10 protein-coding genes are annotated in these 13595 nt (G+C 40.4%); 4 read left to right on the top strand and 6 right to left on the bottom strand.

From position 1 onward, the window contains the following. Nucleotides 1–159 precede the first annotated feature (159 nt). Together LOS73_RS18310 and gss are read right to left on the bottom strand one after the other, a co-directional pair. Nucleotides 160–528, bottom strand: a complete 369-nt coding sequence (locus tag LOS73_RS18310; RefSeq protein WP_149606479.1) for a DUF2237 family protein — start codon at nt 526–528, stop codon at nt 160–162. 135 nt (nt 529–663) lie between these two features. Continuing rightward, nucleotides 664–2520 carry a bifunctional glutathionylspermidine amidase/synthase gene (gene gss, locus LOS73_RS18305; RefSeq protein ID WP_457934093.1) on the bottom strand — a complete coding sequence of 619 codons (1857 nt, stop codon included), beginning with the start codon at nt 2518–2520 and terminating at the stop codon, nt 664–666. A gap of 299 nt (nt 2521–2819) precedes the next feature. Here gss and LOS73_RS18300 point away from each other — a divergent pair, with 299 nt between their 5' ends. The 3 genes from LOS73_RS18300 to LOS73_RS18290 all read left to right on the top strand — a co-directional run bounded on the left by LOS73_RS18300 (nt 2820) and on the right by LOS73_RS18290 (nt 6549). Beyond that, the gene (locus LOS73_RS18300; RefSeq protein ID WP_024590253.1) at nt 2820–3653 is read left to right on the top strand and encodes a mechanosensitive ion channel family protein; all 834 of its coding nucleotides are present in this window, start codon (nt 2820–2822) and stop codon (nt 3651–3653) included. Between the two features lie 248 nt (nt 3654–3901). Then, entirely contained in the window at nt 3902–5974 is a 2073-nt protein-coding gene (locus LOS73_RS18295; RefSeq protein WP_457934092.1) for a catalase, read from the top strand. Nucleotides 5975–6078: 104 nt separating this feature from the next. Continuing rightward, nucleotides 6079–6549 (top strand): GFA family protein, encoded by a 471-nt coding sequence (locus tag LOS73_RS18290; RefSeq protein WP_007376937.1) that lies wholly within the window; start codon nt 6079–6081, stop codon nt 6547–6549. 158 nt (nt 6550–6707) lie between these two features. On the opposite strand, the gene LOS73_RS18285 is transcribed toward LOS73_RS18290, so the two are convergent. Together LOS73_RS18285 and LOS73_RS18280 are read right to left on the bottom strand one after the other, a co-directional pair. Then, the gene (locus LOS73_RS18285; protein WP_457934091.1) at nt 6708–7472 is read right to left on the bottom strand and encodes a DUF6515 family protein; all 765 of its coding nucleotides are present in this window, start codon (nt 7470–7472) and stop codon (nt 6708–6710) included. 246 nt (nt 7473–7718) lie between these two features. Then, nucleotides 7719–8858, bottom strand: a complete 1140-nt coding sequence (locus LOS73_RS18280; protein ID WP_457934090.1) for an alkene reductase — start codon at nt 8856–8858, stop codon at nt 7719–7721. Between the two features lie 80 nt (nt 8859–8938). On the opposite strand from LOS73_RS18280, the gene LOS73_RS18275 reads away from it, so the two are divergent. Beyond that, nucleotides 8939–9856, top strand: a complete 918-nt coding sequence (locus LOS73_RS18275; protein ID WP_457934089.1) for a LysR family transcriptional regulator — start codon at nt 8939–8941, stop codon at nt 9854–9856. Here LOS73_RS18275 and LOS73_RS18270 read toward each other — a convergent pair. Then, nucleotides 9851–10921, bottom strand: a complete 1071-nt coding sequence (locus LOS73_RS18270) for a cytochrome-c peroxidase (protein ID WP_342863085.1) — start codon at nt 10919–10921, stop codon at nt 9851–9853. The genes LOS73_RS18275 and LOS73_RS18270 overlap by 6 nt on opposite strands. Continuing rightward, nucleotides 10914–13592 carry a porin gene (locus LOS73_RS18265; protein WP_457934088.1) on the bottom strand — a complete coding sequence of 893 codons (2679 nt, stop codon included), beginning with the start codon at nt 13590–13592 and terminating at the stop codon, nt 10914–10916. Before LOS73_RS18265 ends, LOS73_RS18270 begins: the two co-directional genes overlap by 8 nt. Nucleotides 13593–13595 lie beyond the last annotated feature (3 nt).

Raw genomic sequence — 13595 nt, 5'->3', positions numbered from 1 at the left:
CTGCTATGCCGTAAGTTGATTTGTTTGAAAAGTAATTTAAAAACAAATGGTTATATTTTAATTTAAGGTTTTTAAGGCTGAAGAGGAGATTGGGTTTTTGAAAAGCCTGCATATATTTGTAAAATATGCAGACTTCGATTTAGTTACTCTTAGGTGTATTTAAACGTTGGCTATATATTCGTGCGCTTTCAAAACATCGAGCGGCACTATTTCTAATGATTTTTTATTTGTGGCTTCAAGTACCACCGGTGGCGCAACGTTTGCTGAAATAGCATGAAGCCATCTTACTGCACACAAGCACCATTTATCACCGGCTTTTAAACCTTCGAAATCGTAAAGAGGGTTCGGGGTTATTAAATCGTTACCTTGTGATTTTGAAAATTGTAAAAACTCATCAGTCATAATTGCACACACACTGTGATTGCCAAGATCTGATTCTGGTACATAACAAAACCCTTCACGTGTGTAGCCACCATTACCGCAACATAGTTTTAAGCGTGTGCCGAGTACATTAAATTGATTCGCCATGAAATACCTTAATTTGTGGTGTTTAATAAATTTACTCTATCAGGAGTAACTCGCTTGAGATAGCCATAAAACTTAAAAGAGGGAAGGGCCACACAAACTTAAGCCCGCAGCAAATTGCGGGCTTAGTATTATTTATTATTTAATACGCAGTGCCATGCAATCGCTATGACCGTTTATGATCATACTTTTATCAACGCGTACGCCACCACCAGAGTATTTGCCAGCAGCCGTAAAGCTACATATTTGTACAAAGTAGTCATCTACTTTAGGCAGTGCAAATAGTTGTTGGTATATCTGGTCTTGCTCGGCAAAGTGCCCCATTGTTTTTTCTATAACTTGCTGCTGTTCATCGACAAGTTGAATATTGGCACCACAACGTCCTACTATCGGTTTAACTACATAACCAGTTTGTAATAACTCGTCATTAAGTTCAAACGCGGTATTAAGTAAATACTTATGATTAGGGAACAAGCTCCAAAGTATTGGTAAAATGGCCTTATTACTTGGGATTAATGTCCACAGCGGTTCAAATACCATGACATTTTTACGCAGTAGTACATCGACTAAGCGCGGCGTTTCACCAGCTTTGAATTGTGGTTCAAAGTTATCACCTAATGATTGATCAGCTTCGCATTCCTCACGAATTTGATCAAGTGCGGTTTCCCACGACCAGGTTTTCCATACGTAACTCAGTTGTGCGCCATCTGCATCTACTATGTTGCCTAACTCATTCCAGCGAAGTGTGCTTAAGCCAATTATTAACTTACACTCAAAGCCTGCGGCTTCAATAGCTTCTTTCATAAATAATGCGTGGTAATGTTCTTCTGGTTCATCGTCTTGTAAAATATGAACAAGACCTTTTACTTCACTTTTACGCCATGCTTTTACGAGGTCTTTAAATAAATTTTGGCCTGCATCTACACCTGTTTTAACACCAAAGTGTTTTGCCCATTTACCTTGAACCTTGCCGCTTTTCATATAACACGATGCCGAATCGCAATTGTATTCGTAAACTTTTAAACCTGCTGCTGTTAAGGCAAAGTCAAACCGGCTGGTAATTAATTGGTTTAAGCGGTTATCCCACGATTGGCGAATTTTATTAAGCACAACATCGGGTAAATTAAACTTTTTTAATAACTCAGGGTGCTGCAGTACATAGTCGGTTGCATGCATAAATAAGCCATGCAGCTCATTTGTTGCATGCTCAATGCTTTGCTGCGCCGTTTGAGATATCGCAAAGTAATTATGTTGATCTTCATCTACGGATGTAAGTTTATGACCTTGCATCATTTCTACGTAAGCAGCTTCATCGTCATTCGCAATATTTAACCATGACTTATTTGCTTGCCCTGTATCTGCTGCTTTATGGGCTTCTATAGTAAATAAGTCAGTGTTTAGCTCAGGCGTTGACTCAGCATATTCTGTTTCATCAGTTTGTGTCATCCAACCTAAAATAGTGGCGTCGCTGTAAGAGCACTCAATCCAATAGTCGCCATCTTTAGTTACTTTTGCTTTTAGTTCTCGGCACCAGTTTTGATTTGTTGGCCATATTTGATGTCCTACATTTTGCTCAGCAAGGCGTATTTTATCTTCATGCACTTCAACAACAACATGGCCTGTTTCTTCAAACTCGCCGCCTTCTTCCCATATCAGTAAACTTCCTACTTGAGGGTGATGTTTAGCACCATTTTTAAACGCGTTTAGTGGCAGTCTATTTTGGCTATTTACATCGCGCACTGAACGCAGCTCAAAAATATCGTAAGCCATGGCTATGTCATCAAAAATATAACCATGGTTGAGATACATCCATCTACGGGCAAACTCAACGCATTGCCATTTATAGCCCATGTAAATACCGTCTAGGTAACTACGATAGGCGCTACGATTAGGATAAATGCTTTCGTCAGCCGTATCATAATCAGATGAGTAAACAGCAACATTACCAGGTGCATAACCTAATAAAGTACCAAAATCACTAGCAGAAGCTTTCATAAACAAAGATGTTCAAAATAAGGTGTGATAATTTGCTGACTATATGAGCCAAACTGCGTTATAGCAAGATATTACTGGGTATAATCTTTAATTAAATATTGGCGCTAAATAGGGCTTAAAATTATATTTTATCAATCCATCGTTTTAAAAGCAGTAGTTAAGAAATCCCTCCTTCAAAGCGCTTACACATGTAAAACTGAACCTATATTCGTACTTTGGTTAATTTTTTGTTAAACTGTTGCGCTTGGTATAGCAAAACTAGCTAAAATTAGTTAAAAGTTTTTAAAACAGGAAAAATAATGGAAGACATAATAAACAACATTGATATTAATCAATATTTACCCGCTGCAATTACGTGGGCAACCAACATATTACTAGCTATTGCAATTTTACTTGCGGGCTTATGGTTAGCGGGTAAAGTACGCAATTTAATTATTGGCTTGTGTCATAAATACACTCATCTTGACGATACGCTTTTTCGCTTTTTAGGCAGCATGGCTCGCTACATAATATTAGCGTTCGTTATTATTGCTGTGTTAAATCGCTTTGGTGTACAAACAGCCTCTATTATTGCTTTACTCGGTGCTGCGGGACTTGCTATAGGCTTGGCGTTACAAGGTGCAATGTCGAACCTTGCCGCAGGCGTTATGTTGCTAATATTTAGACCTTATAAAGTGAATGACTTTATTGAGGCTGCAGGGCGTTTTGGTAAAGTAACAGAAGTAGATATGTTTACTACTATTTTACAAACGTTCGATAACCAACAGGTTATTATACCAAATAGTCAAATTTGGGGCGCGCAAATTATAAACCATTCACATCATCCAATTCGTGGTGTTGATATGCATTTTGGTGTTGCATACGGTGAAGATACAACGGCTGTACGTAAAGTTATTGATGCCGTACTTGCAGCGCACCCACACATACTAAAAGATCCAGCGCCTTTTGTTGAAGTAGAAACACTTAACAACAGTTCAGTAGACTTTTTAGTAAGACCTTTTTGTAAGGGTGAGCATTACTTCGATATTCTTTACACTGTGCCAGAGTTAATTAAAAAAGCACTAGATGAAAACAACATCGAAATACCTTTCCCTCATCGTAAAGTAATTTTAGTTAACGAAAGTAAAGATTAACTAAATTTATAACGATTTAAACGCAAGGGCACTTTAAAGTGCCCTTTTTTTGATCTTGAAAAAACTTACAGGGCTCTGTAAGTTTTTCTATTTTTAATACCACTTAAAGTATCATTTTCACTCTGTATCCCGCGCTTTTATTGCTCTTACTGTTTGGTCTTTATTTTGCATTTAGCTCAGTTGTTTTTGCTGTTAAGCAAACTTTAAAAAACGACCCCAATCACTTAAATTGTAATGAAGGATTAGACATGGCTGAATCATTTAAATACGCAGGTAAGAAAGGCAATGGCGGCGAGCTGCGCCAAAGTGCATCTGATGGCTACCCAACAATGACCACAGCGCAAGGCTGCCCTGTGAGCGACGATCAAAACTCGTTAAAAGCAGGCAAACGCGGTCCTGGCTTAATGGAAGATCAGGTACTGCGCGAAAAGCTTTTTCATTTTGACCACGAGCGTATTCCTGAGCGAGTAGTACATGCTCGTGGTTACGGGGCACATGGGTACTTTGAAACTTACGACACGCTTGAAGATTTAACCTGTGCTGATATTTTTAAACGCAAAGGTGAAAAAACACCTGTGTTTACGCGCTTTTCTACTGTTGCTGGTAACAAGGGCTCTCCGGATTTAGCACGCGATGTACGTGGTTTTGCCGTTAAATTTTATACTCAAGAAGGTAATTGGGATTTAGTCGGTAACAATATACCGGTGTTTTTTATTCAAGATGCGATGAAATTCCCAGACTTAGTTCATTCAGCTAAAGCAGAGCCCGACCGAGGTTTTCCTCAAGCGCAAACCGCACACGATAACTTTTGGGATTTTGTGAGCTTATCGCCTGAGTCAATGCACATGGTTATGTGGGCAATGTCTGATAGAGCTATTCCACGCTCTTTGCGCTTTATGGAAGGTTTTGGCGTTCATACCTTTAAATTTATTAACGCCAAAGGTGATGAGAAATTTGTTAAATTTCATTGGAAACCAAAAGGCGGAATGCAATCTGTAGTATGGAACGAGGCGCTTAAACTAAATGGCGCAGACCCTGATTTTCACCGTCGCGACATGTGGGAATCAATTGGTAACGGCGACTTTCCTGAATGGGAGTTAGGTGTGCAGGTGTTTGATCAGCAATTTGCTGATGAATTTGAATTTGATGTATTCGATGCCACTAAACTAATACCAGAGGAACAAGTGCCCGTTAGAATAGTTGGGCGAATGGTGCTTAATCGCGTAGTCGATAACTTTTTTGCAGAAACAGAGCAAGTTGCATTTTGTACACAAAACATTGTACCAGGGCTCGATTTTACACCCGACCCGCTACTGCAAGGTCGTAACTTTTCATACCTTGATACTCAAACTAAGCGTTTAGGTGGTCCTAACTTTACGCATATTCCGGTTAATGCGCCTAAGTGCCCAATGAGGCATTTTCAGCAAGATGGCCACATGGCAATGCACAATCCAAAAGGGCGTGTTAATTACGAACCCAACTCATGGAGCGGCGACGAAAACAACCCGCGCGAATGCCCAGTACATGGCTTTAAAAGCTCAAGGGAACCTGAAGTAAGCGGCGGTGATAAACTGCGTTATCGCTCAGAAACATTCAGCGATCATTACAGTCAAGCTCGTCAATTTTATTTAAGTCAAACAGAGGTAGAGCAGGCGCATATACAATCTGCGTACGTGTTTGAGCTGTCTAAAGTTGAGCATTTGCCAATACGAGAACGTTTGGTATCGCATTTATTAAATATTGACGAAACCCTCGCAAACAAAGTTGCCGAAGGGCTTGGCTTGCAAGAAATGCCAGACCCAGCTGAAGCTGCTATGCCAACACGTAAAGACTTACCTGTATCTGATGCGTTGAGTATTTTGAAAAACGCGCCCAACACCTTCAAAGGCCGTAAATTAGGTATTTTAGTAAGTGATGGCTTTAATGCAGAAATTTTTGAATCGGTTACTAATGCACTTAAAAGTGAAGGTGCAAACTTTGAAATTATTGCCCCACAAGTTGGCGGTGCTAAATGCAGTAAAGGTAAGCACTTTAAAGCTGATCAGGTTATTAATGGTGGTCCATCGGTTTTATACGATGCGGTACTTGTGCTCACCACTGAAGAAGGAGCTGAAAAACTAGCTGCTATAGCAGAAGCTAAAGACTTTGTAAGTGATGCGTACGCACATATGAAATTTATAGGCTTTACAAATGAGGCCAAGCCTTTATTTAAAGCGGCAGGCCTTGATGGAAAAGTAGATGATGGTTGGATAGATTTAAAGGTAGACTCTGCCAATAAATTTATAAGTACATTGCGTAATTTAAGATTTTGGAAACGTTAGTAAGCTCATTAATTTAAAAACCACAGCGTGTAATTGTTGTGGTTTTTTTATGCTCACCTAGTTAAGGTATTAATTCAAGCCAACAATAAAAAATTGGATATATTATGAAGCTTAATGGCGCTTGCCACTGTGGCAAAGTGGTATTTACGGTCAACTCAAAACACCCTTATCCTTACAATTTATGTTATTGCTCTATATGCAGAAAAACCGCAGGAAGCGGGGGTTTTGTTATTAATTTAAGTGCAGAATATAAAACATTAAAAGTGACAGGTGCGGAGCATATAACGATTTATCACGCTAAAATAGACAATAAAATCAGCCCTGCTGAGCGTCATTTTTGCAAGCATTGTAGTGCTAATTTATGGCTGTACGACGCGCGTTGGCCAGATCAAGTTCACCCATTTGCTGGTGCAATTGATAGTGAGTTACCCATACCACCAGAGCGCACTCATTTAATGTTAGGCAGTAAAGCTCATTGGGTTGATGCGCCTATAAAAAACGGTGATCTGCAGTTTGATCAATACCCAAGCGAAAGTATTGCTCAGTGGCATCAACGTTTAAAGTTAGAACAATAAAAATGTATTTTTTAACACTATAAAATAATGGCGAAAATGACGTTGTTGCTTTTATTGATCAGAGCCATTTAGCGTATACGGGCTATTACCACTCTCTCATTGAGCTCAATGAGAGAGTGGTAGGTTTAATGTTTAAATAGCAATATACATAAATTAATTCACCCCAGCTTTATAGCGAGGTATTTTATTTCATCGTCACTTATTTGCGGTAAAAAATAAATATCGCCGTATTTAAAATACTGCTGTGAGTTAATTATTACGGCCTGTGCAGCCATAGGCAGTGAGTCGTATGTTTGACCCAAGCGATAGTCCTTTACATTACCCACTTTTATTGCCTGATTAAGGCGAGTTGATGGCTCATCAATAACCGTATAACCATCATTATCCGCCATGTAGTATACATTTTGATAAGTGTAGTAAGTCGTATTATGGTGTTTAAAATGCCTATAATTTCTTGGTAGCGTATTTATACGCAGACCTCTAGGTGGTTTAACAACATGGTAGCCTCTTTTAGCTTTACGGTAGTAAAGGCCGTCGTTAAACGTAAACGAAATACCATTAAACCTAATCGATGCGCTACTGCGTGGTAAATGGTTTACAAATCGGTTTTGTCTGTAAGTGACTGAATTATGATGGTTTGTTAAGTAGTTATATTTTCTCTGGTTGTAGCGGTGTTGTTCACGCTTTTCCTGCTTGTACTTTGCGAGTCTACGTTTTTCTTGTTTACGGTCTTCTCGTTTTTCTTTTTTATGCTCAATACGCTGCTTTTTTTCATGGCGGCGTACATCGCGTTTATATTCAACACGTTTGTCGTGATCGCGTTTAAAGCTTTTATCATTCTCTCGCTCGTTTTGTGCTCCAAGCGCAGAGCCTGATACTGCGCCAATGGCGAGCAGGGCAGGTAGTAAAAAAGTAAGTTTCATAGTATTGCCTCGTTTATGTTTTTACATAACTGGGTTCAATACTAGCGGCTCAAACTGAATGTTAACTGACATACAACAGCAAACGGAGTTATGCTTACAGCTTTTTACATTTTACTGACGGTTCTTGACATAATCTCTAGTTTTTGACGATTTTAGGAATATTTTGATACACCAAAATGATTAGTGGTATCACAAAAAATGGATACGAAATTAGTAATTAAGCCTTCCTTGGCTTAATTAAATTAACTATTTTTCGTAGAGCGGATAATCGCTATAACCCACTTCAGTACCGCCATACATAGTGGCTGCATCGGCTTCGTTAAACGTCCAATTATTCGCTATACGCTCTGGTAAATCAGGGTTAGCTATAAATGGGCGACCAAATGCAAATAAGTCACCGTAACCTTCACCTAAAATACGCCCCGCTTTTTCTACTGTGTATTTACCAGCATAAATAATGCGACCTGAAAATTCAGCTCGTACTGCTTTATAAAACTCTAGTGGTAAATCGGGAGCGTTATCCCAATCAGCCTCAGCAATCGATAAGTAAGCAATACCAGCTTGCTCAAGCACTTTAATGGCTTGTATATAAGTATGGTGAGGGTTTGATTCAACAAGTCCTAAATACACTCGTGTTTCGTCTGTGCTTTCAAATAAAGGAGCAAAGCGTACACCTAAACGGTTTGCGCCTACAACGTCACTTACCGCTTCAACTATTTCTTTTAAAAATCGCAGGCGATTAGTAAGTGTTCCACCGTATTGATCATCACGGTTATTTGTATGCTCAGAAATAAACTGATTAACTAAATACCCGTTAGCACAATGAAGCTCCACACCATCAAAGCCTGCTTCTAAAGCATTGCGTGCAGCTTGAGCGTACATGTTTACCAGTTCACCAACTTCAGTTGTAGTTAGTGCGCAGGGTTCACTTGGGTCAGCCAATGCGCCTTCACCAGGTGCGGTTTCAATAAAGACTTTTACATTGTCAGCAATAATATCTGAAGGGCCAACCGGTTTACCTGAATTTGGTTGTAGTGTGGTGTGCGATACGCGCCCTACATGCCAAAGCTGAGCAAAAATAACGCCGCCTTTAGCGTGTACTGCATGTGTTACTTTTTTCCAGCCTTCAATTTGTGCTTGCGAGTGAATTCCTGGGGTCCAAGCGTAACCTTGTCCACGAGGTTCTATTTGTGTGCCTTCAGTAACCATAAAACCAGCCGATGCGCGCTGCGAGTAATACTCAGCCATTAATTCATTAGGGATATTGCCAGGCTGAGTGCTGCGAGAGCGAGTAAGAGGAGGCATCACAATACGGTTTTTAAGTGTAAAAGGGCCAAGCTCAATTGATGAGAATAAAGGGGCGGTGTTAATTAATTCTGATTTCATTTTAAATTCTCTTATAAAGCAAACAAAGGCTTAAATAGTGGTTAAGCGACATTGGCAGCATAGAGATTTAAAGATACAATTTGAAACAACACTTTTTTGTACAGCATACAATTATGAATGGTATTAGTCGGCTTGATATAAAGCAGTTAAGAGTACTCAGTAGCTTATTAGAACTGCAAAACCTTTCACAAGTAGCCAAAAAAATGGGGTTAACGCAACAAGCTATTAGTGAGCAACTACGAAAGCTACGAGATTTATTTGACGATCGTTTGTTTATTCGCCAAGGCAATAACATGGTTGCTACTCCTAAAGCGCAAGGGCTAAAGGCGCCTGTTAATCATATTTTAAAGCAATTAGAGTCGTTACTAGAGCCTGAGCAGTTTAGCCCGCAAACTTATAAAGGTGTGTTTACCATAAGCGCAACCGACTACGCCACGCAGGCTTTATTGCCGCAATTATTTAATATTACCCGCCGTGAAGCGCCAGGTTTAAAGCTGATAGTGCGCGACTTTGCGTCTGACAACGTTAATCAACTTATAACGGCAGGCGAGCTTGATTTACTGATAAGCTTTCCAGAGTTTATACCTGACAACTTAGCGTATGTCACTTTGCTAGAAGAGCAGCACTTGTGTATTACAGGCTGTAAAAATGAGTTTGAAGATGAGCCCTTAACACTGTCGGAAATTGCAGCGCACCCGCAGCTGGTGGTGTCGCCTTCACGCGCTAATTTACGCGGGTCGCACGATCAATGGTTTGAAAGCCAAGGGCTAAAACGTAATATTGTTATGTCGGTACCGAGTTTTTCAGCGGTGCCCGACATTTTACATACTACTGATATGCTCGCGTTTTACCCTTCAAGATTATTACCAAATAGTAAAGTTAGACTGCTAGAAGTTGAGGCACTTCCACCTACTTTTAAAGTGATAGCAGCATGGCATCCACGTACTAATAACAGCCCAATTCATAAATGGTTGATAGAGCAATTACAAAACTTATAAAATCCGTAAAAATGCAACAAGATCTAAACGCTCTTGCTTGGTGAGTTTTAATGGTTTTAACAGTTTCGTCGTCTTAGGAAAGTGTGGATCGTTTAATTGGTTTTTCCTAGGCTTAGGTCTTACTCCACCATGGTTATACATATTTACTATGCCTAGTAGATCATCAAAAAGTCCATTGTGCATCCATGGAAATGTTTCAGTTAAACCAAGTAGAGAAGGGGTTCTAAATAACCCTATATCACTTGGATTATTTGTAAAATTAAACCGGCCTTTATCTTCAAAACTACGGCCGTAGTAATGAAGGCCAGTGCCATGAAATTGGTTGTCACTTAATAGCGCGCCATTGTGGCAAGTCATACACTTTGCTTTAGTTCTAAATAAATGTAATCCGTTTAATTCATTATCTGATAAACGTCTAAGCGCTTTTTTTGGATTACTCTGAACCTCATTAATAAATGATTTAAAGCGAGTATTAGGTGCAATGAGTGTTCGCTCAAATGCAACGAGGGCTTCTGCCATTTGTGCCATAGAAAGCGTGTCTGAATTAAAGGCACTTTTATTAAATGCCGTATAGCTTTTATCTTTATTGACCCGTATTAAGGCTTCTTGTGGATCTAAGTCCATTTCAATTGGATTGCTAATAGGCATAAGTGCTTGTTGCTCAGCTGTTTTAGCGCGACCATCCCAAAAAAAGCTTTGCCACTGATCTATACCAAAAATAGCAGGGGTATTGCGAGTGCCTACTTGATCATTTATGCCTATAGCAGTGGCACGACCATCATGAAACCCCTTATCTCGTTCATGACAACTTGCGCAGCTTACGGTTTTATCGCGCGAAAGCTGTGGATCATGAAAAAGCTTATTACCAAGTGCAACGTGCTCTGGCAATGGAGTAGCTATTGGCAATAACGAAAGAGGCTCAACTATACGCTCATCACTGGTTTGAATGGCCGGCCAGTTTACTTGGCTCTTACTATACAAACCACGTAACTCTTTGTTGCTGTATTGTTGAGCGTGCATACTAAAGGAGAGTAATAATGTAATTACACAAAGTTGCTTAATCATATTTATAAGTTACTCCAAGCCAAAACATACGCCCAGGCTCAATGCCTGATGCACCTTCGTTTACTGTGTAAGTACGGGCATTTAATAAGTTAGAAATATCCGCTCTAATGTCAATAGATTGAGTTTTTGTTAGGTTATGGCTATAGCGTAAACTTAGCCCTAGCATGGTTCTGGCGCGCATTTCTCGCTCTTCGTATTCATCAGCTAAACTTGATTCTACGGGGCAACTTGCACAGCTTTTTTCAAGCCCAATGCTTTGACTTGCGCCGGTGCTTACAGCGCTGGTGTAGCTGCCACTATATGTAACGTTTAAGCCTGTACTAAACGAGTCGCTCCAATCAACATTCCAGCCAAGTGCGCCTGTAACAGGGGTACCAAAGTTGGTACGTATTTGAGCAAGCTGCCCAAGCGTTACAAGCTTGCCGCTGCCACTTGCATTTACATAATAAACAAGTTCGTCAAGCGGGGTATTTTCAGCGCTAGCACTGTATTCGTCGTTTGAAATTTTGTTTTCAGCGTATGAGGCGTTAGCCCATAATGAGTGGCTACCAAACTGCGCGCTCCACGATATTGAGTAGCGCTCTGAGCTGCCATCACCTTCGTTAGTCATATAAATATATTTATAACCATCACTGCCTGCTTCCTCGTCGGTAACTTGAGAAAACTGCTGATGCTTTTTACGCTTTACATACTTAAGCGATATATTTCCTGCTTTCTCAAAGGAGTGGGCTATGCCTAATGCTAGCTCGTCATCGTAGGGGGTATTTACATCATCAAAGCGGTATTTAAATGCGCCCGTGTAGTTAGATGGCAGCCAACCTTGAAGGTAGCCATTTTCGATAGGACGGTACTCTCGGTATGAAAAACGCTGCTGTTCTTTTACTTTATAACCAATAATAGCTGAGTCGTAATAGCGGTTAACGCCTGCGCTAATAATTGTGCGGTTGTCGTTAAATACATCGTAACCAAGCGATATACGCGGTGCGATATTATGATTAGCTAAAAAGTCATCATATTCGTAGCGCATACCTAAGTTTAGATTTAATTGCCCTAATGTAATGCTATCTGTTGCATAAAATGAGGCTCGATTTAAGGTTGCATTTATATACTCTGCAGGAGTTACTAAACGGCCATTAAAATACTGCGCGGTGGCTGTTACATTATTACTGTACGCTTTATTGTGATCTTTATTATTAAAATCAATTTCGCCGCCTAACTGCGCTGCAAGTTCGTCAATCGATATAGTTGTTTCAAGTGCTTGGCAGTCAAGTGTATAGCCACTGCAATTAAGTGGCGTGCTAGCGCTAGACCATATAATTGGCGAGTCATAGCCGTAGCTATTTTGTATACGTTCGCGTTCTACTTCTTGGCGAATAAGCTCAATACCGGCTTTAATACGGTGCTCTGTGCCAGCAAATTCAAACGTCTTAAAGTCGAGGGTATTTTTCCAGCTGGTGGTATATTGGGTGTTATCGAGCGCGCCATAACCCCCTTGGCGAGAGTAACGTGTTTGCGCATCGCCTTGGTCGGCGTATTGCCCCCAATCTTTTCCTTTTGCTTGTAGCCAGTTATAAAAGTGAGCAGGGCCTTCTCGGCTGCTGTCGCTCATACTAAAATTAAGATTACTGTGCCACGTTGCTAAATCAAAGTGTTCAGTTAGTGCCGCCACGGCGCCAATTGCACCACCTTCTAAATGAAAGTCACTGTCTTTGGCGTCGGTTATAAAGTCATCTACTTCGTAAGGTGAATACATTAAAGTTAAATCTAATGCGTCTATCCAGCCATTACGGTAACCATATTTTACAATGGCATTAATGTTTTTACGGCTTTGCGTTTTGACTTCTCCTAACGACAAATCACTAATATCGCTAGTTAAGTAATTAACGCTCATCATTAAGCCATGGCGCTCGTTAATTTGTTTATTAGCACGTAAGTTGTAGCTTATTTTTTCGTATTTAGGTTCTTCAAGTGTGCTTTGGTCAACACTTTGCTGAGAGCTGTCTTGCTCGGCTTCTATAAAGTGATAACTCCCCCAGCTGCTTTGATTGCCACGTACGCCAAAACTATAGCTGTCGTTCGTAAATACACTTTTAGTTTTACTATCAACAATACCACCCGAAAAACCACCAAACTCTGCCGGAATGTTATGGTCGTACACTGTGATTGATTCAACTACATCTGAATTTACATTCATGCTTTGTACGCCGCCCGACACATCGTTTGACGATGAGCTCAACCGAGATGAACTGCCAGGGTCTATGCGGTTATTGTAGTTCAATCCATCTAACGAAAACCCCGTTTGCCAAGGTTGCGCACCTGATATAGAAATTTCTGGTGCGCTAATTTCTGCGAGGCTACCAATAGAGTAGGCCTCGTTGCTTAGCTGTACGCCAGGGAGCAGGGCAATTAGTTCATTTATATCGCCGTTGCCTTTAGGTGTGGCGTTTATAAAGTCACGATTTAAGTAAGAACGTCCAATAACTTCGGGTACTTCTATGCCTATGTACTGGCCTTTTACTTCAATGTGCTCAAGTGCTTCACAGCGCTCTTTTTGCTCATTTTTAAGTTCGTTACATGGCTGTGGTTTTGGCTCTGTCTGCTGTTGCGGTTCTGCGGCGTATACACCCTGAGAAAGCAAAAGCAGACACGCGAGGGTAGTCGGTGTCTGCATATA

The organism is Pseudoalteromonas sp. SCSIO 43210, from assembly GCF_054133285.1.
Note: the sequence above shows the minus strand (reverse complement) of the source record. Positions and strands in the feature narration are given on the sequence as shown.